Source organism: Pseudomonas sp. AC112 (assembly GCF_979253545.1).
In genome coordinates this window covers 189,243-213,280 of the sequence record NZ_CEEDCM010000001.1, presented here as the reverse complement: position 1 = coordinate 213,280, position 24,038 = coordinate 189,243, and the positions used below count along the sequence as shown (strand labels likewise).

Annotated in this window: 23 protein-coding genes and 2 pseudogenes; 18 read left to right on the top strand and 7 right to left on the bottom strand. The window is 57.6% G+C overall.

The genetic code is table 11. The features are described 5' to 3' along the window. Positions 1 to 11: 11 nt before the first annotated feature. Positions 12 to 146, top strand: coding sequence for a hypothetical protein (locus AC0IYN_RS01075; protein ID WP_471840302.1), 135 nt, complete (start codon positions 12 to 14; stop codon positions 144 to 146). A gap of 25 nt (positions 147 to 171) precedes the next feature. Here the strand turns inward: AC0IYN_RS01075 and AC0IYN_RS01070 are convergent, their stop codons facing one another. The 3 genes and pseudogenes from AC0IYN_RS01070 to AC0IYN_RS01060 all read right to left on the bottom strand — a co-directional run bounded on the left by AC0IYN_RS01070 (position 172) and on the right by AC0IYN_RS01060 (position 3,087). Then, positions 172 to 1,053: a LysR family transcriptional regulator gene (locus AC0IYN_RS01070; RefSeq protein WP_471840300.1), complete on the bottom strand. Its 882-nt coding sequence runs from the start codon at positions 1,051 to 1,053 to the stop codon at positions 172 to 174. A 283-nt stretch (positions 1,054 to 1,336) separates the two neighbouring features. Further along, positions 1,337 to 2,424, bottom strand: a pseudogene (locus tag AC0IYN_RS01065) (IS3 family transposase). Between the two features lie 69 nt (positions 2,425 to 2,493). Continuing rightward, a complete protein-coding gene (locus tag AC0IYN_RS01060) occupies positions 2,494 to 3,087 on the bottom strand; it encodes a sugar O-acetyltransferase (RefSeq protein WP_471840299.1) in 594 nt (197 codons plus the stop codon). 766 nt (positions 3,088 to 3,853) lie between these two features. Here AC0IYN_RS01060 and AC0IYN_RS01055 point away from each other — a divergent pair. From AC0IYN_RS01055 to AC0IYN_RS01010, 10 genes and pseudogenes are all read left to right on the top strand, one after another. Further along, positions 3,854 to 4,420: a flavin reductase family protein gene (locus tag AC0IYN_RS01055; RefSeq protein WP_471840297.1), complete on the top strand. Its 567-nt coding sequence runs from the start codon at positions 3,854 to 3,856 to the stop codon at positions 4,418 to 4,420. A 423-nt stretch (positions 4,421 to 4,843) separates the two neighbouring features. After that, a pseudogene (locus tag AC0IYN_RS01050) lies at positions 4,844 to 5,813 on the top strand (IS5 family transposase). A 278-nt stretch (positions 5,814 to 6,091) separates the two neighbouring features. Continuing rightward, the gene (locus tag AC0IYN_RS01045; RefSeq protein WP_471840295.1) at positions 6,092 to 7,204 is read left to right on the top strand and encodes an ABC transporter ATP-binding protein; all 1,113 of its coding nucleotides are present in this window, start codon (positions 6,092 to 6,094) and stop codon (positions 7,202 to 7,204) included. After that, positions 7,204 to 8,085 carry an ABC transporter permease gene (locus AC0IYN_RS01040; RefSeq protein WP_471844731.1) on the top strand — a complete coding sequence of 294 codons (882 nt, stop codon included), beginning with the start codon at positions 7,204 to 7,206 and terminating at the stop codon, positions 8,083 to 8,085. The genes AC0IYN_RS01045 and AC0IYN_RS01040 overlap by 1 nt, the downstream gene beginning before the upstream one ends. 5 nt (positions 8,086 to 8,090) lie before the next feature. After that, a complete protein-coding gene (locus AC0IYN_RS01035) occupies positions 8,091 to 8,879 on the top strand; it encodes an ABC transporter permease (RefSeq protein WP_471840293.1) in 789 nt (262 codons plus the stop codon). 53 nt (positions 8,880 to 8,932) lie between these two features. Continuing rightward, positions 8,933 to 9,916 (top strand): aldo/keto reductase, encoded by a 984-nt coding sequence (locus AC0IYN_RS01030; RefSeq protein WP_471840291.1) that lies wholly within the window; start codon positions 8,933 to 8,935, stop codon positions 9,914 to 9,916. An 8-nt stretch (positions 9,917 to 9,924) separates the two neighbouring features. Continuing rightward, a complete protein-coding gene (locus AC0IYN_RS01025; protein WP_471840289.1) occupies positions 9,925 to 10,794 on the top strand; it encodes an amidohydrolase family protein in 870 nt (289 codons plus the stop codon). Between the two features lie 4 nt (positions 10,795 to 10,798). After that, a complete protein-coding gene (locus AC0IYN_RS01020) occupies positions 10,799 to 11,383 on the top strand; it encodes a DUF1349 domain-containing protein (protein WP_471840287.1) in 585 nt (194 codons plus the stop codon). A gap of 13 nt (positions 11,384 to 11,396) precedes the next feature. Next, positions 11,397 to 11,837: an RbsD/FucU family protein gene (locus AC0IYN_RS01015; RefSeq protein ID WP_471840286.1), complete on the top strand. Its 441-nt coding sequence runs from the start codon at positions 11,397 to 11,399 to the stop codon at positions 11,835 to 11,837. A 157-nt stretch (positions 11,838 to 11,994) separates the two neighbouring features. Further along, the gene (locus AC0IYN_RS01010; RefSeq protein ID WP_471840284.1) at positions 11,995 to 12,285 is read left to right on the top strand and encodes a transposase domain-containing protein; all 291 of its coding nucleotides are present in this window, start codon (positions 11,995 to 11,997) and stop codon (positions 12,283 to 12,285) included. 302 nt (positions 12,286 to 12,587) lie between these two features. Here the strand turns inward: AC0IYN_RS01010 and AC0IYN_RS01005 are convergent, their stop codons facing one another. The 4 genes from AC0IYN_RS01005 to AC0IYN_RS00990 form a co-directional block, all read right to left on the bottom strand. Continuing rightward, on the bottom strand, positions 12,588 to 13,631 hold the full coding sequence (locus tag AC0IYN_RS01005; protein WP_471840282.1) for an ABC transporter substrate-binding protein: 1,044 nt from the start codon (positions 13,629 to 13,631) through the stop codon (positions 12,588 to 12,590). Positions 13,632 to 13,703: 72 nt separating this feature from the next. Further along, entirely contained in the window at positions 13,704 to 14,561 is an 858-nt protein-coding gene (locus AC0IYN_RS01000) for a fumarylacetoacetate hydrolase family protein (RefSeq protein ID WP_471840280.1), read from the bottom strand. Between the two features lie 139 nt (positions 14,562 to 14,700). Continuing rightward, positions 14,701 to 16,257, bottom strand: a complete 1,557-nt coding sequence (locus tag AC0IYN_RS00995) for a UxaA family hydrolase (RefSeq protein ID WP_471840278.1) — start codon at positions 16,255 to 16,257, stop codon at positions 14,701 to 14,703. A 199-nt stretch (positions 16,258 to 16,456) separates the two neighbouring features. Then, on the bottom strand, positions 16,457 to 17,374 hold the full coding sequence (locus tag AC0IYN_RS00990) for a LysR family transcriptional regulator (protein WP_471840276.1): 918 nt from the start codon (positions 17,372 to 17,374) through the stop codon (positions 16,457 to 16,459). Between the two features lie 242 nt (positions 17,375 to 17,616). Between AC0IYN_RS00990 and AC0IYN_RS00985 the strand changes: the two genes are divergently transcribed. The 7 genes from AC0IYN_RS00985 (at position 17,617) to AC0IYN_RS00955 (ending at position 23,980) form a co-directional block, all read left to right on the top strand. Next, positions 17,617 to 18,429 (top strand): shikimate dehydrogenase family protein, encoded by an 813-nt coding sequence (locus tag AC0IYN_RS00985; RefSeq protein WP_471840275.1) that lies wholly within the window; start codon positions 17,617 to 17,619, stop codon positions 18,427 to 18,429. A gap of 33 nt (positions 18,430 to 18,462) precedes the next feature. Further along, positions 18,463 to 19,710, top strand: a complete 1,248-nt coding sequence (locus AC0IYN_RS00980; protein ID WP_471840273.1) for a DegT/DnrJ/EryC1/StrS family aminotransferase — start codon at positions 18,463 to 18,465, stop codon at positions 19,708 to 19,710. A gap of 3 nt (positions 19,711 to 19,713) precedes the next feature. Next, positions 19,714 to 20,691, top strand: a complete 978-nt coding sequence (locus AC0IYN_RS00975; RefSeq protein WP_471840271.1) for a dihydrodipicolinate synthase family protein — start codon at positions 19,714 to 19,716, stop codon at positions 20,689 to 20,691. Positions 20,692 to 20,981: 290 nt separating this feature from the next. Further along, positions 20,982 to 21,722, top strand: coding sequence for an amino acid ABC transporter ATP-binding protein (locus AC0IYN_RS00970; protein ID WP_471844729.1), 741 nt, complete (start codon positions 20,982 to 20,984; stop codon positions 21,720 to 21,722). Between the two features lie 26 nt (positions 21,723 to 21,748). Next, a complete protein-coding gene (locus AC0IYN_RS00965; protein ID WP_471840269.1) occupies positions 21,749 to 22,555 on the top strand; it encodes a transporter substrate-binding domain-containing protein in 807 nt (268 codons plus the stop codon). Positions 22,556 to 22,629: 74 nt separating this feature from the next. Continuing rightward, the gene (locus tag AC0IYN_RS00960) at positions 22,630 to 23,325 is read left to right on the top strand and encodes an amino acid ABC transporter permease (protein ID WP_471840268.1); all 696 of its coding nucleotides are present in this window, start codon (positions 22,630 to 22,632) and stop codon (positions 23,323 to 23,325) included. 10 nt (positions 23,326 to 23,335) lie between these two features. After that, complete coding sequence (locus AC0IYN_RS00955) at positions 23,336 to 23,980, top strand: amino acid ABC transporter permease (protein WP_471840266.1); 645 nt, start codon at positions 23,336 to 23,338, stop codon at positions 23,978 to 23,980. Positions 23,981 to 24,038: the final 58 nt, after the last annotated feature.

Here is a 24,038-nt window from a genome sequence, read left to right as displayed (position 1 = left end):
AGCGCTCGCATATGGGGAAAATCGAGCGCGGGGAACATATCCCGACGCTTGCTTTGATAATGAAAATCTCAGTCGGCCTTGGACTCACTGCAGCGAAATTGATGGACGCACCCGAGCGCAATCTTCGCGCGTCTGTCGACGATTGATGCTGCAATCCAGAACGCAGGCGACCTATAAGTCGCGCAGACGATCGATAAGGCGCTCCAGAGCGGCGGATGAACGTTTGTTCGCTTGGCGCAGCAAATAGGTTGTGATCACCGCTGAATCCAGTGCCAAGGGGCGGAGCACCACATCCGGGCGCTGGCTTGTCGTGGTCTTGCTCGATGTTGTGAAACCGACGCCGTAGCCTGCCCCGACCAGAGTGAGCATCATGTCCAATGACGATACTTCCTCGACGACATTGAGTTTGTGCTCCATTGCCTGTAGGAGCCGGGCGAGTTCTCGGCCGTAACCCTCGCACGCCTGGGGATCGCACAAGACGAGCGGGTGGTCACGGAGTTCGTGCAGAGGAACCCTCCGGTGAGCCAGCAACTCGTGCCTAGCGGGTACGGCAACAACCAGAGCATCCTGCCAGATCGGTTCGGTGATGATGTCATTGCCGACGTCGGCTGTGTGAGCGAATCCGAGTGTGAAGTCGCCTGTGCGCAGGCCGCGGATCTGTTCGGCCAATGGCACCTCCGCTAGGCGGATCTCAATCTCCGGCTCCTCCGCTCTGCAACGGGCGAGGAATGCCGACAGCCGAGGGTCCATCGCGCCATCGGATACTGCGATTCGAATACTGCCTCTCAGTCCCGACGCCACGGCTCTGGCGTTATCCCTGGCTTGTTCCAGGACGGTGAACAGTCGGCGCGTGTCTTGTAAAAACGCAGCGCCTGCTGGCGTAAGACGGGTCCCCCTGCGATCTCGATCAAAAAGCACGACACCCAGCTCATCCTCCAGCTCTTTGATCGCACGGGATAGCGGGGATTGCTCTATGTGCAGGCGTTCAGCAGCTCGCGTGAAATGCAGTTCCTCGGCCAACACGACAAAGCTCCGGAGATGTCGTAGTTCCATATCTAACCTCTCTCCGGGATCCCCCCCCGTCACGCTGATTCGTACCAGGAAGCGGATGTGTCGCCCTTACAGTCCGGCCACGCCCTGAAGCGTTGTGCGGCGCCCGCAATTCCCAACTCTGTGCACAGGTACCGTGCTCTTGCATGACAGCACCGAGGTGATGTCGTCCTATCTCGAAGCGCTTTCACGTCATGAACTGGCGTGGTGTAACGCGGGCTGGGGTTCTACCCCAGCTCCACGGACGGTTTGAAAAGGGTGAAAACTTCAAATCTTGCCGGGCGACTCAACGACACATTCTTGGGTTATGGAGCCGCTCGATGTAGTCAAATAAATCCGCCCGCGCTTCATCACGGGTTCTATACGATTGCTGGGCAACACGCTCGCGCTTGAGCTGGTCGAAGAAACCTTCAGAGGCTGCGTTGCCACAATGCCCGACGGCGCTCATGCTGCAGATCAGTGTGTTGCGGGTTAAAAAACGCTGGTAGTCCGCAATGGTGAATTGACTGCCGCGATCGGAATGCAGAATCACTGACCAGTCTCCCTGACGCTGCCAGGTCGCCATTTCCACCACCCGGATCACCATCTGCCGATCCTGGCGATGATGCATCGACCAGCCAATCACCAGCTTGCTGTACAGATTGAGCACCACACACAGGGACAGCTTGTCCTCCAGGGTGGCGATTTCCGTGATATCAGTGACCCATTTGCGTTCCCGCTCCAAGGCGCAGAAGCTGCGCTCCAGCAAATTTTTCACCTCTGCCGGACGGCCAGTGGTTGTTCGGCCAAGGCCGCGCTTCTTGCGGCGTGGCCAGCCTTGAATTTGCTGCGCCGCCATCAGGCGAGCAGCGCGGTTCAGGCTGACGGTTTCTCCCTCGTCGAGCAGATCCTCATGCATACGCGGTGCACCGATTACGCCACGGCTGTCCTCATGAATCTCACGCGCCTCACCAGGCGTGCACTCTCTTGAGCGCGTGGGCTTGGCTCGCGATCCTGCCAGCCGTAATAGCCGCTGGCGGATACCTTCAGGCAACGACACATCAGTCGGACTGGGTACTCGTTGCGGCAGCGCTGGACCACCGTGTACCGCTCGATGACTCCCTGGCAAAGCACGCGGCCGCGTCTCTTAAAAATCTCGTTCCTTGGTCACGCGGGCTAGCTCACGCTTGAGGCGCGTCAGTTCCTCATCTTGTGGGCTACCTGTTCCGGGAAAGGCTTTTTCTGTACCTGGCTGTGCTCCGCGAACCCAGCGATTCAATAGGCTCGGAGCTACCCGATTTCTTGAGCGATTTGGTGGCAACTGGCCTCTGAACGACGGGCCAACTCGACAGCCTCCCGCTTGAACTTGGGACTGTATTTTTTACGCTTGGACATAAACAGTCCTTCAGCTCGATGTGAGCTTACTCGAAAGTGTCCGTGTTAACGGGGTAGAACCCTACCAATTCATTTCCGTCGGAAATCCATCCTTTGGAAGTCTGCATCGGTGATGTCTCGAATAACCCGACAAGGATTTCCGACAGCAACGACATTGGCTGGAATGTCGTTGGTAACGACGCCACCAGCTCCAATAATCGAGTTATCTCCAATCGTCACGCCAGGCAAAATCACTGCCGAAGCACCTATCCACACATTGTTTCCAATGGTGATGGGTAGCGCATATTCAAGGCCTTGGTTACGTCGTTCCGCGTCAAGTGGGTGTCCTGCGGTATGGATTCCTACGCCAGGCGCGATGAATACGTTATGCCCAATAGAGACCTTAGCGCCATCCAATATGATCAACCCATGATTTGCATAGAAATCGTCACCGATTTCTATGTTAGACCCATAGTCGCAGTAGAACGGCGGCTCAATGACAGGATTTTTCCCACACTTTAGAAAGATAAAATTAATTAACTCCAATCTCTTGGAGTCATCGCCTGGCATTGTCGCGTTGAAATGCGCGCATTGCGTCTTCGCTTGCCTCCGAAGAGAAAGCAGTGATTGATCGTAGTTGGCATCGTACAAAAATCCATCAATAACGCCGGTCAACCTATTCATAGTTATATAAATTCCAATGTCCTCAGATGGTCGCACCAAATACGGCACAAAATCGTACTAATGTACGATTTCAGATCCTACAGGTAGCTTGACCTCTCGTCAACCAACTCGTACACTTGTACGAATCTTTGTTCTGTTGCCCTTTCAGGCAGGGCGCCAGAGCCTCTATAAAAAAACACTAGGATCAGGCGTGACGAGCGAAAAACGAAAGACGTGGCAGCAAGATCCGAACCGCAGGGAGCGCATCCTGAGGGCGACCCTGGACTGTATCGAGTTGCACGGTGCGGTGGGCACCACTTACCGAAAACTATCCGAGATGTCAGGAATCCCGCTCGGCTCTCTCACGCACTACTTTCCAAATATTCAAGGGCTAATGCATGAGGCGTTTCATTCCCTGGCCCAGAGCGTTTCAGCGCGGTTTTCTACGTCGATTCGGAAGGCAAAAACCAGAGAGGATGCATGCGATGCAGTTGTTGATTTAATCTTTGGGCGCTCAACATCTGGGAAAAGAACGAGTCAATTAAGTTACGAGCTTTACAGTTTTTCTTGTCGAAACCCTTTAATGAGACAGGTAATGAAAGGCTGGATGCTCGAAAGCAGGGAATCGCTCCAATGTCATTTCTCCCCGCTTGCGTCGATTGCCTTAGATGCTCTAATCGAAGGGGCCATACTGCATCGATCAGTAATTCCGATTTCTCGCGAAGATGTTCGAAAAATAGTTGCGCGCTTATCGGATCTATAGATTTTTAAGAGCGAATTGAGTTATATGAAGAAAGTACTCTCTGGCCCACATATACACGCCTACCCAGGAAGGGTCGCTATCGTTACTTCCTCATTTCGCGGGGAGGTAAATATGATGGCATCAGGTTGGCATACCTATATCGGCTCATCCCCAGAAACTTATGGAATTTCCATTAGAAAAGAAACAAAGTCATGGGAGTTAATAGAGCGTAGCGGCATGTTTGGAATAAATTTTCTCCCCGCAGGAAATTCTTCCATCATACACGGTGCAGGCACACTGACTGGGTTCAATAAGGATAAGTTTATTGAGCTCTGCACCTCCTATCAACTCGGAACGCTATCATCTGTTCCAATCCTTGAGGACGCCTATCTTTCTTACGAATGTGCAGTGCGTGATATTCGCCCCTATGGTGATCATCATTTTGTAGTAGGGGAGATTTTGCAAACGCATAAAGATGAGACCTTGTTTCTGGAAGATGGTTCTGTTGATTTGAATAAACTTGAAATACCGCTTTACATTGGCCGTTCGAGCTACAGGATACTCAATGGAAAGTCACCATTGGTCAATCACTGGAAAGGGGAGAAGAAATGAAAAAAATCTCAGATTTTTATTGGGTTGACGAGCCGACTAAGTGGGAAATAAAGGGCTGCCATTTCACTGCCTGAAGTTGTCAGCGGATTTGCTTTTAGTGAGTCCTCGGTATAGCGGCAGTGGCATAACGTATTTAGAACTTTTCAGTCGCGCTAATGATGAAAATAAGCAGAAAAGGAATATTTCAGTGGGGCTACGTCTTTTGCGGTATTTTCTTGCCATTGGCAAGAAATTTTTCCCTTTAAAGACGTCGGCGCGATTTAGTATTTAATCATGGCCTTTGTCAAGCACGACTAAAGAAGTTTTAAGACAACCGTGCGCAACACGCCTAGGTATTCTCCGACCAAGTAAGCACAGGCCGTCTGACCTATACTGAAAGAACGTCTCGCTCAACCAACCTCCACAAGCCTTGCCCAGACTCAGATGAGCTTTTCCGATTTCGAGTACGCCGGTAAGCGCAAGCAGACCCACCGTGAGCGTTTCCTAGTCGAGATGGAGCAGGTCGTGCCGTGGAGTTGGTTGGACGTGTTGATCGGGCCACACTATCCGAAGGCCGGTGGGGTATAAGCCTTGCCCCTTGGAAACGATGCAGCGCATTCACTTGTTGCAGTACTGGTTTTCACTGAGCGATTCAGGGATGGAAGAAGTGTTGTACGAGCATCAACCCGATGCGCCAGTTTGCGCGACTGACGCTCAGCGCCCCGATTCCCGAACGCACAGCTATCATGAATTTCCGGCATCTTCTGGAGAAGCATGAGCTCGCGGCAGGAATCCTGGAAGCCGCTAGCAACTACCTGCAAGACGAAGGCCTGTTGCTACGCCAGGGTACGACTGTCGATGCCACGATCATCCATGCGCCCAGTTCGACCAAGAACATGGAAGGCAAGGGCGATCCAGAAATGCATCAGACGAAGAAGGGCGACCAGTACGATTCGGCATGAAGGCCCACATCGGTGCGGATGTTGAATCGGTCTGGTGTATCACGTTCATGATATCGCCGCGAACGTGGCCGACGTAACGGACGTTGCACCGCTACTGCATGCCGCAGAGAACGTTATCTGTGCTGATGCGGGCTACACCGGTGTTGAGAAAAGACCAGAGCATGAAGGGCTGCCCGTGATCTGGCAGATCGCAACGCGACGCAGCACTTACAAGCACTTGGACAAACGCGGCGCGCTTTAAAAAGCCAAGCGCAAGATAAAAAAGGCCAAGGCGGAGGTACGGGCGAAAATGGAGCACCCATTCCGGGTAATCAAGCACCAGTTCGGCTATGTAAAGACTCGTTTTCGCGGCCTGGCCAAGACACGGCGCAACTGACCACGCTGCTTGCGCTGTCGGATCTGAGGATGATGCGCCGGCAATAATGACCACTGCAGGGGAGGCGCGCCTCTAGCACGCAAGAGCTAGGGTAGAGCCCTGGTTTTGAGCCGATTGAGGGTTGATAAATTGATCTAGCGGCGTCGCTCCAGGCAGCTTGTTCGGAGCATCCCTAGATGATAGCTGGCGGTTATCGACTGCGGTCCACTTCTCATTATTCGCTTCCTATGAAGTGCAGTATTGTCGAATCGCCAGGTTTTATGGTGTTCCCGACGCGAGCGTCCAGAGCGGCGCGGGGAGGCCAGGTGTGCGAGTCAGCTGGCATTTGCCTCCTGTTAGAATGAGAACAAGAAAATGACTGTTTTAGCGAACACTGTTTTGTCCACAGCCACATCGGATCTGATCCGTCTGGTGGGTGTCACCAAGTCATACGGCAGCATTGATGTCCTCAAGCCCGTCGACCTGGACATCAAAGATGGCGAGTTCCTCACCATCCTCGGACCCTCCGGGTCGGGCAAGACCACCATCCTGCGCATGATTGGCGGGTTCACGACGCCGACCTCTGGTCAGATCCTGCTGCGCGGCACCGACATCGCCCGCGTGCCAATCTTCAAACGGCCGTTCAATACGGTGTTCCAGGACTACGCACTGTTCCCGCATATGACCGTTGCCAACAATGTGGGCTATGGCCTGCGTATCCGACGCATGCCGGCCGACCAGATCAAGGCCAAGGTCATGGCCGTGCTCGAAACCGTGAACCTAGCCGATAAGGCCGATCGCTACCCCGCGGCACTTTCCGGCGGCCAGCGGCAACGCGTGGCGCTGGCTAGGGCTATCGTCTGCGAGCCGCAGGTCGTTCTGCTCGACGAACCCCTTGCGGCGCTCGATGCAGAGTTACGCCGGGCGATGCAGGAGTTTCTCAAGGACCTGCAACGCAGGATCCGCACCACGTTCGTGTTCATCACCCATGACCAGGAAGAGGCGATCTCGATGTCCGATCGCATCGCCGTGATGGACCATGGCAACCTCGTCCAGGTGGGCACACCCAAAGACATCTACTACAAGCCAAAAAGCGAGTTCGTCGCCAAGTTCTTCGGGGAGAACAACCTGCTGCCCACCACCCGTAGCGTCCAGAACGGAGTAGCGATGATCGAAAGCCCGCTAGGCAAGCACCTGTCGCTTGGCGATCAAAGCAAGGATCATCTATTGGCAATCCGGCCCGAGAGTTTCGCCCTGCACGATGGGGGCGAGTGCGCGCCGGGGCAGCAGGCCACCACGGCCAAGCTCGAAAGTGTCACGTTCCTCGGGCCCACCACACAATTGTCGCTGGCTCTGGGGGGCGCGTCGGTGCACCGGATCAAAGTGCGTATCCCCACTGCCTGCTGGAGTAACGCTCTGAGCGTTGGCGCGGATGTCCCGCTCCGCTGGTCGGAGTCTGATATCAGCTTCGTGCCGAGGGCGTCGTGATGACCACTCTCACATTGAACATGGTACCCGCCCATTCGCACCGATTGCCGCTCGCCAAGCTGCTGGCGAAACTGGTTATCTATGGGGTGCCAACAGTGATGGTGCTGGTGCCGCTGGTGTCCTTCCTGGGCTACAGCTTTCTGGAGCAGAAGAATGGTGTCCTGACCGGCAGCCTGACCCTGGCCAACTATGCCGGCTTCTTCACTGGTAGCTACTTGAAGGTATTCTGGGGCACGCTGAAGCTGGCGTTCTTCGTCGCGCTGGTGGCGTTGGTCTTCGGCTATGCCATTTCCTACCTGATCTGGCGTCTGGAAGGTTCGGCTCGTTACCTACTGCTGTTGCTCAGCGCGCTGCCGCTGGTCATGAACTATGTGGTCAAGATCTACGCCATGCGCAGCATCCTCGGATACAACGGTTTCCTGAACTCGTTGTTGATGTCGCTGGGCGTCATTGACGTGCCCAGCCGCTTGTTCATTTTCAACCAGACGGCCGTGATGATCGCGATGGCGGTGATCTACCTGCCCTTCGGTATTCTGCCGATCTTCCTGGCGCTGGACCGCATTCCGCAATCCTTGATCGCTGCGGCGGCCGATCTGGGCGCCAAGCCCGGCTGGACGTTCCTCACGGTGGTCCTGCCGCTGAGCCTACCCGGGTCGGTTGCTGGTGCCCTGTTCGTGATGGTCATTGCCTTGGGTGACTACCTTACGCCACAGATGGTGGGGGGCAGCGAAGGCTTTACCTTCGGGCGGGTGATCTGGAGCCAGTTCGGCATGGCCTTCAACTGGCCGCTTGGCGCCGCGCTCGCGGTCGTTCTGCTGGTCGCCGTTATCGCGATCATCGGACTCGCATCCCTAATTTCCCGTGCTGGGAGAGTGAAATGACACCTATGGAACGCATTACCGTCTCCGTGCTGTGGGTCGTCGGCATTTTCGCGTTTGCCGTACTGTACGCACCGGCGGCCGTCGTGATCACGCTGTCGATCTTCAGCGTCAAAAATCAGCAGATCGATTGGTCTGACCCGAGTTTCAAATGGTATGGTCAGTTCGCTGAGAACGACCAACTGCTCGGTGCACTGGGCAACTCGCTGCTGGTGGGGGGCTGTGCGGTGGTGATCGCGACGGTCATTTCCTTGGTCCTGGCCTACTACATGAAGACCGGTGTCCGCCGAGGGCAAAAGTACATCGAGTTCGTCATCTTCCTGCCATTCGTGCTGCCGGCAATCATCACGGGCATTTCACTGCTGGTGGCCTTCCGCGAAGTGGGCATGGAACGCAGCCTGGTGACCGTCACCTTGGGGCACGTCGTGCTGATCCTGGCGGTAATCTACCGCATGATCATGATCCGACTCGACACGCTCGAAAGCTCGCAGATCGAAGGTTCCCTGGACCTGGGAGCTAATGGTTTTGAGACCTTCATCTATGTGGTCTTCCCGCAGCTGCGTTCGGCGCTGGTGACCAGTTCGCTGCTGGCTTTCGCCCTATCCTTCGATGAAACGCTGGTCACCTTCTTCCTGGTGGGGGGGGACAGTACGCTGCCCATGCGGCTGTGGGCCATGATGCGAACCGGCTTCACGCCCGAGGTGAACGCGCTTGTTTCTATCGTGCTGTGTGCGACGCTGATCTTCGCGGCGTTGGGCGCGATCTCCCTGCGCCAAAGCATCGAACGCAAACCCTGACCGATAGCGTCATGCCCATTTCATAAAAACATAGAGAGAAGGTAAAGCCTTTCATGAACGACATATTCGAAACGCGGCCTTTAGGGCTTACCAATCTTCGCGCCAGCCGGTTGGGGGTAGGTACCACCGCGATTGGTGGCCTCTACTCACCGACCAGCGTCGCCAGCGCCGAACAGACGATGGTAGCCGCCTGGGATATCGGGGTGCGCTTCTTCGACACTGCGCCGCAATACGGCAATGGCATGGCCGAGCACCGCCTAGGGGCGTTCCTCCAGAGTAAGCGGCGCCAGGACTACGTGGTCTGTACCAAAGTCGGCCGCCTGTTGCGGGTACCGGAAAGGCCAGTGGTCGATGGCTACTACAAGGGTACCCCCGACGAGCGCCCGGTGTTCGACTTCAGCTATGACGGAGTGATGAAGTCGGTGGAGGAAAGCCTGACCCGACTGGGCCTCGACCGGGTTGATGTCTTGCACATCCACGACCCAGACGCCAGCTATCAGCAGGCGATCGAAGGTGCCTACAAGGCCCTCGATCGGCTACGCGCCGATGGCACCATCGGTGCCGTCGGTGCGGGGATGAACCAGAGCGAGATGCTCGCCGAGTTCGCTCGCAACGGTAACTTTGACTGCTTTCTGCTGGCGGGCCGCTACACCTTGCTTGAGCAAGGGGCTCTCAACGAACTGCTGCCACTGTGTGTCCAGAATAACATCTCGATCATCATCGGCGGGGTCTATAACAGTGGCATCCTGGCCAATCCGACGGTGGGTGCGAAGTTCAACTACGAGGACGCGGACCGCGCGCTGATCGAGCGGGCGTTGCGATTGGAGCAGGTTTGCCGGGACCATGACGTGTCCTTGAAAGCTGCAGCGATCCAGTTCCCTCTCGCCCACCCGGCGGTCGCCAGCGTACTCACCGGACCGAGGAGCGCCGAGGAAATGGCCGAGAACGCCGAGCTGTTCCGTACGCCCATCCCCAGTGCCCTGTGGCAGGATCTCAAGGCCCAGGGCTTGATCCATGCCGATGCGCCCATTGCATGAAGAAGCCCATGTCGACCCCCATAATCGATACCCACCAGCACTTTTGGGATCTTTCTACTGGCGTATACCCTTGGATGGCCGGTGATGGCATGAGTGCGTTGCGCCGCAACTACGGCCCGGCCGACTTGCAGCCGTTGTTGCTCGAGAGTGGCGTCAGCTCCACGATCATAGTGCAGTGTCGACATGACTTGTCCGAGACTCGCGACCTGCTGGTGATTGCCGCAAACCATGAGTTCGTCAGAGGCGTCGTCGGCTGGGTCGACCTGGCCTCGGGCGACGTACCGGCACAGATTGCGACCCTGCGCGCATTACCTGGTGGCCATATGCTGATCGGTATACGCCATAACGTTCATGACGAGCCCGACCCTGAATGGCTGTGCCGCCCAGCGGTGCAGGCCGGCGTCGGCGACGTCATAGCTGCCGGCTTGACGTTCGATCTACTCGTACGTACCCGGGAGTTGCCCGCCGCCATCGCGCTGGTAAGACGTTACCCCAAGGGGCGCTTCGTCCTAGACCACATGGCCAAGCCACCCATTACGCATGGCTTCAGCCACGCCTGGGGTGATGCGTTCGAGCTGCTCGCCCAAAATGACAACGTCTGGTGCAAGGTCTCGGGCCTGGTCACCGAGGCGGATGCCAACAGCCTCGGTGCGCAGACCCTCGACATCTACACAGAACGTGCGCTCTCGGTCTTCGGGCCAAGGCGTCTGTTGTTCGGCTCCGACTGGCCCGTCTGCACCTTGGCCGCGACCTACGCCGAAGTCAAGGCGATCGGCGAACGACTCGTTGCCAAGTACCCACAGATCGCCAGAGGTTTCTTTGAACTGAACGCTATCGATGCCTATGACCTACCTCGACTTTCCCCAACCCAAGGATAACGCTATGAGTATTGACCTCAGCACCGGACAGTGGCTGAACCCGCCTACCGCTTGTCAGGTGGAAGGTGGCGGCCTAACCCTGACCACCGACGAGAAAACCGATTTCTGGCGCGAGACTTACTACGGTTTTGTCCGCGATACGGGGCACTTCCTGGGCTTTTCGACGGGCAGCGAGTTCACTGCGCAGATCCGTATCCAGGGGGAGTTCCGCACGCTGTACGACCAGGCGGGGCTGATGGTTCGGATCGACGAGACACGCTGGATGAAGACCGGCGTGGAGTTCACCGACGGTGAGTTGTTCCTGAGCACGGTCATCACCGACGGGCAGTCAGACTGGTCGGTTTCGCAGCCGTTCAAGGCGTTGGAAGACTTCTACCTGAGGGTCACCGTCGCCAAGGGCGCCATGCGGATCCAGGCGTCCCAGGACGGGGTGTTCTGGCCGCTGGTGCGCCTAGCCCCGTTCCCGGCGTCGGACAGCTACCAGGTGGGGCCGACCGCCTGTACGCCTGAGCGCAGTGGGTTGACCGTACGCTTTTCGCAGTTCTCCATCGGTCCGGCTACCACCAAGAATCTTCACGACCTGAGCTAGAGGACGATTCGAGATGTTGATAGGTATTGATCCGATCCTGAACGCGGACATCCTTTTTGTCTTGCGCGCCATGGGGCACGGAGATGAGATCGTCATCGCCGATGGCAGCTTTCCCGCGCAAACGGTCGCCAAGCAGTTGATCCGAATGGAGGCGGCCGACTTGGCGCGCATGCTCAAGGCCGTCCTCTCGGTCATGCCGATCGACGAGTCCGAGCCTGATCCAGTGATGGGGATGGAAGTGATTGATGAGCCAGATACCTTGGTCACGGCGCATACCGTGATTCAGGACGCGTTGGACGCCTTGCCCGTTAACCCACCACGGCTTCGCCGTCTTGAGCGTTTCGCGTTCTACGAGCGGGCCAAGGAAGCGTTCGCGGTGATCGCGACGGGGGAGACGCTGTTCTACGGTAACGTGATCCTTCGCAAGGGGACCGTCAACTTGGGCGGGAACTGATCGCCGCCTGGCGGTCTGCGACTGGCCGTCTGCCCTGCGATGTATGGCACGGGTTTTGCCCGTGTTCGCGGGGCTTACCCTAATGCCAGTCAGTTAAGCATTTAACTTATCCGTCCAGCACCAATAGAAACGAGCTCTGTTTTTATGAGCTCGCTTCATGCCCCTTCAAAACGACCTTCAAGAAGTCACCCAACTCAATCCAATCTCCTTCGAGCGCTTTGTACATTTGATCGATCCCACCTGGATCGAACAGGCGCTGGCGGCGACCGGTATCGTCTCTATTCGCCGCAGATGCCTGTCGGCGGAGCGTATCGTTTGGCTGGTGGTGGGATTGGCCCTGTTCAAGAACGAGCCGATCTGGCTCATCGTGCAACAGCTGGGACTGGCGCTGGGCGAAGCCAAGGTGCCCTTGTCCAGCGCTTCAGTCCAGGCCCGACAGCGTTTCTGAGAGGCGGTCGTTGGCCGAGCAGCCGCCATGCGCCAGTTTATGGGCTTGCGCAGCTTTGCCGTCGATGGTGTGTGGTGGGGGCGACCCCACTCTGGCGATGGAGCCTGAGCCCTGGGTTGTATCTGTTTGAGTGGAAATTCCAAGCGGATTTCGGCTGATTACAAAGCATCTTGAAAATCGCATTCTCGCGTGAATTTCAGCTCAGTGTCCTGAAGATTTCACACTGCCTATTTAGGAGTGGACTTGTCCCACGAAGCAGACATCTCGGTATCTGCTCGCAGGCTTCGCCCACTTCTACCGGATCACACCGAGGTGGCTTTGATCTCGTTCCACAGTTCGATACGGCGACCAAAATCCTCTGGCGCCTGCAGGAAGATTAGCTTGTCGGAGTAAGTCAGGCCGATCTTGGTATTTGCTTCTTCGTTCGTGGAGTTTCCGTAGCCGGTCTTCTCGCTGATGTAGGTTCCGACTTCCTTCTCAAGCATCGCATCGACCCAGGCATGCGCCAGGTCGAGGTCGCGTGCTTTGGCGCTGATGCACCAGCAATCGATCCAGCCGATGGCGCCTTCCTTGGGAATGGTAAGGGCGGCGTTGACGTTGCGCTTCTTGAGCATTGCGGCTTGAGGCTCGCCCATGGACATCATCAGGTCAATACCGCCTTGGGCGAAAATGCTTACCCCGTCGTCGAACCCGGAATAGTAACTTGCAATATTCGGCTTCTGGGCAAGCAGTTTAGTCTTGATCTGGTCGAATTGGGCGTCTGTCAGGTTGAAAGGGTCCTTGATCCCCAGGGTCAATGCCGCCGTCACGATGGAATTGTTAGCGTCGTCGACGATGATCATCCGCCCTTGGTACTTCTTGTCCCAAAGTACTTCCCAACTGTCTGGCGCGGTGGCGAAGGTGTCGGCGTTGTAGATCAACGGAATGGAGCCCCAGGCGAAGGGCGCGGCGTAGGTCTTGCCGTCGAACATGATCGCCGAAACACTTTGGAACGTCGGAGTCAGGTTCTTCGCGTTGGCGAGTTTAGCTAGGTCGAGCGGCTGGATCAGCTTTTCCTGTGTCAGACGTTTGTAGGATGAGGTCTCGATGGCGATCACGTCGAAGTCGGCGCCTTGCGACGCAGTCATCTTCGCGAAGATCTCGTCGACACTCGCCGCATAGGTGATGGTGACCGAAGCGCCTGTCTTGCGCTCGAAGGCTTTTACCCATTGATCATCCGCGTAGCCCTCCCAGGTCAGTACCCGTAAGGTTTTACCCGCCGCATTCGCCGAGCGCATGAACGCGGGGGTTACCAGCGCGCTTGCCGCGACGACGGTGCTCAAAGCTAGAAAATCACGTCTTTTCATGTTCGCCCTCTCTCGCTATTTATTGAAATTATTCTGTGGGCTCTGCCGCAGGCCGTCAGGCCTGCTCGTCCATTACCTAGCCGATTCATTCCAGGCATGGATTTCCTGACGTTGTACTCCAAGGCCGTCGATTCCCAGGGTAACCACGTCCCCCGGTTTGAGGAACTTCGGCGGCTTTTGTCCCAGGCCGACACCGGCTGGGGTGCCGGTCGCGATGAGGTCGCCCGGCTCCAGTGCGTAGAATTGCGAAACGTAGCTCACGATCTGCGGCACGCCGCGCACCAAGTTGTAGGTGTTTCCGTCTTGGTAGCGCGTGCCGTTTACCTCGAGCCAGATGCGGCGAGCTTCGATGTCTGGCACTTCGTCCGACGTTACCAGCCAGGGGCCCATCGGTGCGAAGCCAGGGAAGCTCTTGCCCTTGGTCCACTGGCCGTTGCGCTCCATCTGGTAGGAGCGTTCGGAAAGGTCGTTGACCACGCAGTAGCCGGCGACATGTGCCAGTGCGTCGGCCTCGTCGATGTACAACCCGGCGCTGCCGATGACGATGCCTAGCTCGACCTCCCAATCGCCCTTTTGCGCGTCACGGGGCAGGTGTACCGGGTCATGGGCACCAGTAGGGCGGCAGCCTTTCATGAAGATCGCCGGCTCCTTGGGCAGCTCGAGCCCAACTTCGGCGGCATGGTCGACGTAGTTCAGGCCGATGCAGATGATTTTGCCGACGTTTGCGACTGGCGGGCCCAACCGTGTAGCGGGGTCTTCGACGATCGGCAGACTGTCGATATCCAAGGTGCGCAGCCGGTTGAGTGTCGCCGGGTCGAGGGTGTGCGCTGCGATATCGGGAACATGCCCGGATAACGAGCGCAGGCGTCCTGCAGCATCTATTAGTGCTGGGCGTTCGTGCCCTGCAGTTCCATAACGTGCGAGTTTCATGTCATACCCCGTAATGACGTGTTCAGGTTGTTCTGCACCCGTCCGTTAGCTATTCGTTCTCCCGCAGGCACGTACGTTCGCGTCGGGTCGTTCTTCCGTGGCGCTGGTCCACGGTTGTGTACCGTAGGTTTGGGCTATCTCATGTGATGGCGCCGATCTGCCAAGGTACGAATTCGTTCTGGCCGTAGCCATGGCGTTCGCTTTTGCTGCGCTCGCCGGAGGCTACGCGCAGCATCAAGTCGAAGATATGGGCGCCACGTTCCTCGAGAGTGTCAGTGCCGTCGGCGATGCCGCCGCAGTTCACGTCCATGTCCTCTTCCTGGTGGTTGAACATGCGTGAGTTGGTCGCAATCTTGATCGAGGGTGATGGCGCGCAGCCGAAAGCCGAACCACGCCCAGTGGTGAATGCGATGAGGTTGGCACCGCCGGCGACCTGGCCTGTGGCTGAGATCGGGTCGTAGCCAGGGGTGTCCATGAACACCAGGCCGTGGGCGGTTACCGCTTCAGCGTATTCGTAGACATCAACCAGGTTGGTGGAGCCGCCTTTGGCCACGGCGCCCAGGGATTTCTCCAGAATGGTCGTCAGGCCGCCGGCCTTGTTGCCTGCCGAAGGGTTGTTGTTGAGTTCGGCGTTCATGCGCTGGCAGTAACTTTCCCACCAGCGTAGGCGGGCTAGCAACTTCTCGCCGACCGCGCTACTCACCGCGCGTCGCGTCAGCAGGTGCTCGGCACCATACACCTCCGGTGTCTCGGACAGGATAGCCGTGCCGCCGGCCGCCACCAGCCGGTCGACCGCGTTGCCCAGCGCTGGGTTGGCGGTGATGCCCGAATAGCCATCCGAGCCACCACATTGCAGCCCAACGACCAGGTGCTTGGCGCTGACCGCTTCGCGCCGTACCTGGTTGGCGGTCGGCAGCAGTGCCTTGATCTGCTCGATGCCGTTGGCGATGGATTTCGAAGTGCCGCCGGTGCCCTGAATGGTGAATACGCGCAGGTGCGGACCGGCTTGCAGGTGCTGTGCCTTGAGCAGGTCGTCGATTTGGTTGGTCTCGCAGCCCAAACCGATCATCAGTACGGAGTGGAAGTTGGCGTGAATCGCATATCCGCCCAGGGTCCGTTGCAGCATTGCCAAGGCCTCACCGCCCGGGTCAACGGCGCAGCCGATACCATGGGTGAGGGCCACGACGCCGTCGATGTTCGTGTAGGGCGCCAGGGCCTCGGGGTGGATGTCTCGACGGAAGTAGTCGGCAACCGCTCGAGCCACGGTTGCCGAGCAATTAACGGAGGTCAGCACGCCAATATAGTTGCGCGTGGCCACCCGACCGTCAGGGCGCACAATGCCCATGAACGATGCTTCCCGGTGCGGCGTGGGCTTGGCGTCGATGCCGAATTCATGATCGCGGGCGAAATGCGCCATGCCCAGGTTATGACTGTGGATGTGTTCCCCGGCCTCGATAGTGGCAGAGGCAACGCCGATGATCTGGCCATAGCGACGAACGTTCTCGCCGGCCTCGATGCGCCGTGTCGCGACCTTGTGCCCGGCGGGGATTTCCTGCTGGACGATGATACCTTCGGCTTCCAGCGCAAGGCCCATGGGCAGTGGTTGGCGCGCGATTAACACATCGTCGCGTGGGTCCAGGCGAATTGTGGCAGTCGCGATCTGACTCTGCGCATTGGTTTTAGCAATCAATTCCATCACGGCACCTTACTGGGTAAAAAGCGAATGCTCTGCTGCATGCTTTGTATATCGTGATGCTAGCGCTGGCACGATGAGGTGGGTAATGAAAATCAGGTGGCTTGAGATAACTGGGCGTTATCCATTCGGCGCGGCATGTATGAAGCGGTCTGGCTGATAACTGTAATGAGCCGAATAGGGTGTTATCGGCTCCCACGCATCACTTAGTCAGTTCTTCGATCAACAAGTGAGTCAATTGCGATAGATCCACCTGGGTGCGTGTGACGATGGCGAACGGCTCACTCTTTGGTGTGATTGTGTATAGCAGAGGGGTCAGCATGGCCTGCAACAACGGCAACTCCGCCACGTCGGTAGGCAAGACCGCGACCAGGTTGGGATCGCTGATCAGTAGCTGCAGTGTAGTGAAGGTGGACGAGGTCTCGATGGGGTAGGGCGGGAAGTTCACCCCGGCCTCGTGGAACTCGCGTTCGAGCGTCTGGCGCAGGGGCATGTTGGCCGAGAAGATCACCCAGCCCGAGTCCGCTAGGTCTTCCAGGGTCAGCGAGGTGCTGCCGGCCAGCGGATTCGCAGGATTAGCCATGACCACTAAGGCCTCGGGCTTCATGTTGATACTGTTGTAGGCGGTGGGGCGTGGGCTCACGCTGGGGTAGCACAGTGCCAAGTCCAAGCGACCCTGATCAAGAAGACTTAGGAGCTTGACGCTGGTGTCCTCGACGATCTCGATGGTCGCCTGCGGCTGGCGCTCGCGTAGTCGCAGCAGACTCGCGGTTAGCAACGGCACGCCGCCCATGATCGTGCCGACGCTGATGCGACCGCCGTGTCCCTGGAATATGCCGTGCATTTCCTGTCGCAGGTGGGCCAGGTCGGTAAGAATCAGTCGTGCGTAGCGGATGGCGCAACGGCCCATGGCATTGGCATTGAGCCCCTTGCTCGTGCGTTCGAAAAGCGTTGCGCCGAGGGTTTCCTCTACATCGTGTAGGGCTTTGGTAGCGCCGGGTTGGGTGATTCCGATGATTTCTGCGGCGCGGTGGATGGAGCCATGGTCATCCAGTGCGATCAACAGGCGCAACTGTTTTAGGCGAAGGCGCGAAGATATGGTTTCCAGAGTTGGCATCATCGTCGGACAGGCGCTTTTTCTTAAAGGGACGCTCGCATTAGGCATCACTAGGCGGAAAAACTCCAGTCGCAGCGGCACTTCTGAGGCAGGGATATCCATTGGTTATCAAGCGGCGCGCACTTCTCATTACTCGTCCCCAGGTCAAGTGCAGTAACTTGAATCCATCAGTTTCGCGGTGTTTGTCGTTTCGTCGTGCAGCCCATATCGCGAATTCGGGTTGTTTATATAGAGGAGCCATGTACATGTCTGACAGGCGAGAAAACAATAAAGAGGTAACGGGCAGGACCCGGGTATTGGGGATCCTGGCGCACCCTACCGAACATGTTAAAGCACCGCCGAAGATCAACGCGATTGCCCGTGAACGTAATCGTGACGCAATCATGGTGCCGATGAATGTCGCACCGAAAGACTTCGAACAATTCGTCCATTCACTGCGCTTCTTGCTGAGTTTCGATGGTGCCATTGTCACGGTGCCGTTTAAGCAGGCCATCCTTCCGTTGTGCGACGAACTCAGCGAACAGGCCACCGCCGTCGGCGCTGCCAACGTCATTCGACGCCTTGACGATGGCCGTCTGGTCGGCGACCAGCTTGATGGCATCGGCTTCCTTCGTGGTCTGCAGCACGCGGGTGTCGAGGTGGTGGGGCAATCGGTGTACCTGGTCGGTGCCGGTGGTGCGGCCAACGCGGTCGCCTTCGCGCTTGCCAAGGCCGGCATCTCCCGTCTGACCCTGGCCAACCGAAGCGAGCACAAAAGCGTCGAGCTGCGCGAGCGGCTGCTGCGCTACTACCCAGCCCTGGAGGTATCGCTGGGATCGCGCGATCCCACTGGTCACCAGTTGATCGTCAACGGTACCTCCTTGGGCATGTACGACACCGATCCGCTACCACTTGACGTCGACAAGCTGACCCCACAGATGACCGTCGCCGAAGTGGTCCAGGAGCCCGAGCGCACCGCGCTACTGGTCGTGGCCGAGAGTATCGGCTGCCGGGTACACCTGGGGCGCCATATGCTGGAACACCAGGTGCAGTTGATGGCGGACTTTCTCGGCCTGTAACTGGCACATTCATCTCGCAAGTAAGGATTTAACATGAACGAATTAGCTATCCACGGTGGGCCGCGTGCCATCGAAGGAACCTTGCCGAGCTTCCGTGATGCATCCGGACGTACGTTCGGTGCCGAGGAAGAACGACTGTTATTGGAAGTGATACGCTCGGGCAGCTTGTCTTTCCTGGTCGGCCCCAAGACCCGCCAGTTCGAGAAGCGCTTCGCCGAGCTTTATGGTGTGTCCACGGCAGTGGCGGTGGCTAACGGTACGGCAGCCCTCCATACCGCGGTGATCTACCTCAACCCGGAGCCAGGAGATGAGATCATCCTGTCGCCGATAACGGACATCGGCACGGTCATCCCGGTGCTTGCGCAGTTGGCGGTGCCGGTTTTCGCCGACGTCGACCCGCTTACGCAGAACCTCGATCCAGCCTCGATCGAGAAGAACATCACCCCGCGCACCCGCGCGATCATCGTCACTCACGTGTTCGGCAATCCGGCGGACATGGACGCGATTATGGCGATCGCCCGTAAGCACGACCTGTTTGTCATTGAGGATTGTGCACAGGCGCATCTGGCTTACTACAAGGGCAGGCTGTGCGGCACTTTCGGCGACGTGGGCTGCTTCAGCTTCCAGCAGTCCAAGCACATGACTACCGGTGACGGCGGTCTGGTGATCAGCAACCGCCACGAATACAAGGGCCGCTCCCTACGTGCCTGCGGCGACAAGGGTTGGCCGCGCGAGCGTGGAGGGCGCGATCACCTCTTCCTTGCTCCCAACTATCACATGACTGAGCTGCAGGCGGCAGTCGGCTTGGCGCAGGTCGAGCAACTGCAAGGCTTCGTCGACGCTCGCGTTGCGGCAGCTGATCGCCTGACTGGGCTGCTCGACGGGCTACCGATCCAGCCGGTGCTGCCGCTGGCGAACACTCGTGGGGTCTACTTCTTCTATTCGTTCCGAGTGGATACCACGCAGCTCACAGTATCAATGGGGGATGTGATGAAGGCGCTAGTGGCCGAAGGGGTTGATGGTTTTATCGGTTACCCAGGCGAGATCCCGCTCTACAGCTATCCGGTTATCCGCGAGCGCAAGACTTTCGGTACCTCGGGATTGCCCTTCACGCTGCCGGGCGTAAGACCTCAGGACTTCTCCGACAGTGTCTGCCCGGTGGCTGAAGCTGCATGCAAGGAAACCGTATGCATGTGGTGGACCGACCGCTTTGAGGAACACCACCTGCAAGGCATTGCCCACGCGATCCGCAAAGTGCTGACGGCCTACGCCCGAGGCTAATTCATGTCCGCGGCGGGCATGGCCTGCCGCTCTGCAAAAAGTAAAGAGGTTTTTGCGATGCAAACCACTGGGCCGTATTCGGGGCTGTTTCCTGTAGCCCCGACGCCATTCACCGACACCGGCGAACTTGATTTCGAGGGGCAGGGGCGTGTGTTGGACTGCATGATCGACCAGCGCGTCGATGGCATCTGTATCCTGGCCAACTACTCCGAACAGTTCCTGCTCTCGGACGAGGAGCGCCGGCAGTTGACTGAGTTCTGCCTCGACCACGTCAAGGGCCGCGTGCCGGTGATGGTCACTTGCAGTCACTTCAGTACCCAGATCGCCAGCCAGCGTGCTCGCCACGCGGCCGATCACGGCGCTGCGCTGGTCATGATGATGCCGCCGTACCACGGTGCGGGTATCAAGCTCGAACCACGGCTGATCCGCGAGCACTTCGCGCGGGTGGCCGAGGCCTGTCAGTTGCCTATCATGATCCAGGACGCGCCTCTGAGCGGCGTGACACTTCCCGTCGCCTTCCTGGCTGAGGTGGCCCGTACTCTGCCGCTGGTCCGCTACTTCAAGATTGAGGTGCCCGGTACCGCCGCCAAGCTGCGCGAACTTATCGAGTTGGGCGGCAACAGTATCGAGGGACCGTTCAACGGCGAGGAGGCGATCACCCTGATGGCTGACTTGGATGCCGGAGCGCGTGGGGTAATGGCCAGTGCGATGATTCCCGATCTGATCTTGCCGGTGATGACCGCACACGCCGAGGGTCGTCGTCAGGAGGCGATCCAGGCCTACGAGCGTATCCTGCCGTTGATCAACTACGAGAATCGTCAGTGCGGGCTGCGTGCGGCGAAGACGGTGATGAAGGAAGGCGGCGTGATCAAGTCCGACAGCGTCCGCCATCCGCTGGAGTCGCTGCACCCTCAGACCCGCGCGGGCTTACTCGAATTAGCTCGTGCGGCTAATCCGATCGCCTTGCAGTGGGGTAAGTGAAGTTTGAGCGCCCTGGAGTCCCGTGAGGGCACTAGGGCGGCTCAACTAAGCCGCCAAAAGCAAAAAGAAGCAATTGAAGCCTAAGAGATCGCAATATCGACAACAACAATAACTATCCATTCCCATAACGTTGTGCTGCATTGACAGTGTATGCCGCAACATGGCTCTGAGATGGTTGAGCCGGGATGTATCTCGAGGTGAGAGGTATTTGAATGTCAGGCCGAATAGTTGAAAGCAGCTTTGTCAAACCCACGTTGGTCGCGTCCGTGGAAGAACGTGTCGCAAGCAATATGGCCGGTAAAACTTCACCGTTGGTGTCGTTCGACGGTGTGCGGAAGAGCTTCGGAAGCCTGGAGGTCTTGAAGGAAGTTACTTTAGACATTAATGCTGGCCAGGTCATCTCGTTGATTGGCCGAAGTGGTTCGGGCAAAAGCACAGCGCTGCGCTGTGTCAATGGGCTGGAGCGTATCGACGATGGGTCGCTCAAGGTCTGCGGACGCGACCTGTCCATCCCTGGTTGTGACTTGCGCGAGTTACGTAAGGAAGTCGGGATCGTTTTTCAGCAGTTTAATCTGTTTCCACATTTGACCGTAGCGGACAACGTCACGCTGGCCCTGCGCAAAGTGTTGAAGGTTAGCCCCCATGACGCTCTAGAGGTGGCAAAGGATGTCTTGAGCCAGGTGGGGCTGTCGCAAAAAATCTACAACTATCCCGAGCAACTGTCAGGCGGCCAGCAGCAGCGCGTGGCCATTGCGCGCGCCCTGGCAATGCGCCCACGGTTGATCCTGTTCGATGAAGTCACCTCATCGCTCGACCCGGAACTAACCGGGGAAGTGCTGAAGGTGATCGAGAACTTGGCGGCAGATGGCATGACCATGTTGCTGGTTACTCATGAGATGTCATTCGCCCGCTCTGTGTCGAACGAAATCGTGTTCATGCACCAAGGCAAGGTCTGGGAAAAAGGTGGTGCCCAGATACTGACATCACCCGACACCCAGGAGTTGGCGCAGTTCATTGGCAACGGCTTATAAATATAAAAACAGAGGAGTACGTATTCATGAAAGCGATCACAGGTAGTGCACTTCGCGTGGTAATGATGTTCATGGCAACGGTACTGTCGGTTCAGGCCCACGCCAATGCACTGGACGATATCAAGCAGCGTGGCGAACTGGTGGCGGCGATCGACGTCAGCTACCCGCCCTTCGGCAAAGTCGACGCGACGGCTGGCCAGTCGGGCTCGGACGTTGAGACAGCAAGGCTGCTGGCGCAGGACTTGGGCGTGAAGCTGAAGGTCGTGCCAGTGTCTGGCGCCGCGCGGGTGCCGTTTCTATTGTCACACAAGGCCGATGTGGTGATTGCATCGTTCTCCATCACCGAGGAGCGCAAGAAGGTCGTCGATTATTCGCTGCCCTACGCGGTGGACTATCTGGTGGTGGCCAGCGAGAAGTCCAACGCGGTTTCCCACGTAGCCGATCTTGCCGGCAAGAGCGTCGCCGTGACGCGCGGCACCACCGCCGACATTGAGCTCACTAAAACCCTCAAGGCGTCCTCGGTGCCGGCCAATGTGGTGCGCTACGAAGATGAAGCCACCGCCAACACTGCGGTTGTCACCGGGCAGCAGGACATCATCGCCGCATCCCTGTCGACGGTTCAGGAGTTGCAGAAGCAGGTGCCGGCCAAGAACATTGAGATCAAGTTCAACATGGCCCACTACCCCCTGGCGATCGGCCTGCGCAAGCAGGAGCCCGAACTGAAGGCCTGGCTAGACGAGTGGGTCACCCGAAACGTCGCGAATGGCAAGCTGGACAAGATCTTTGTGCAGTACTTCGGCCAATCGTTACCGGACGACCTGCTCAAGCTCTGAGCTGGATAGTAGCGCTCGACGAACCGAGCCCACCTACTCGGTTCGTATTTCTTCTCAATTGCCGAGACTGGAATATGTCTTACCTATTTGATTTTTCCTTTCTGCAAGAGTATTGGCCCAACGTTGTCGATGGCATTGTCATGACCTTGTACCTGAGTGTGGTGTCCATGGTCTTGGGCTTGGCGATCGGGGCGCTGACTGCCGTGGGACGATCTTACGGACCGCGTGCGGTGCGGACGCTGGCGGTGGTCTACGTCGAGCTAATCCGTAATACGCCGTTGATCATCCAGGTGTTCTGGCTGTTCTTTGGTTTGGCGGTACTGCAAGTGCGGATCGGTGCGACGAACGCTGCGATCATCGCTCTAGCGATCAACGCCGGCGCCTACACTGCCGAGATTATCCGCGCCGGGCTTGCCAGCATCCATCGCGGTCAGACTGAGGCGGCATTTTGCTTGGCCCTGACTAAGCGGCAACTGATCACCAATATCCTTCTACCGCAGGCGCTAGAAAAGATGTATCCAGCCTTGGTCAGCCAGTTTGTACTACTGATGCTTGCCAGCTCGCTGATGTCGCAAATCTCGGTGGAGGAACTGACCGGCGTGGCCTACATGGTCCAGTCGTTCACTTTCAGGGGCTTCGAGGTCTATCTGATCATCGCGGTCGTGTACCTAGTGCTGGCCATCCTGATCAAGATCGTCTGCTTTTACGCGGCGGCTTACATCTTCCCGCGTAAGCGCCGTATCCAGCAGTCCATACGTCTAGTTCAGTGAGGTGGGGTTCATGTTCGTCTTGACTCAAGATCAGTTTATCTACCTGTTGACGGGCGCGGCCTGGACGCTGCTGCTGTCAGCAATCGGCTTCATCATGGGGTCGATACTCGGCTTGCCGCTGGCGTTGATGCGTGTTTCGTCCAATCGGCTGCTGGCCGGTGCGGTGTCGGTTTTCATCCACACGATCCAGGGTATCCCGCTGCCGGTGGTGATGTTCCTGACCTATTTCGGCCTGGGGTTTAGTGGCTTCGATGTGCCAGCGCTGCTTGCAGCGGGCATCGCCCTGTCGCTTTATGCTTCCGTATACCTAGGGGAGATTTGGCGCGGCTGCATCGAGTCGGTGCCTAAGACTCAGTGGGAAGCGGCCGAGTGCCTGGCACTGAGCAACACCCAGCGGTTGCTTTATGTGATTTTGCCGCAGTCTATCAAGATCGCGTTGCCGCCAACTGTTGGCTTCCTCGTGCAGGTCGTCAAAGACACTTCCAACGCCGTGGTCATCGGTTTCTTCGACCTGGCCTATTCGGCCAAGGTGCTTAACAACGCGACCTTCAGTCCGTTCGTGATCTACAGCATCGCCGCGATTATGTACTTCGTGATTTGTTTCCCACTGAGTTCCTTGGCGACGTACACCGAGCGCAAGGTGGTCCGCGTGTGAGTGCGGACTGTAGCGTTACCCGTTCATTCGTTCCGGTCATGGACCGGTGAGATTAGAG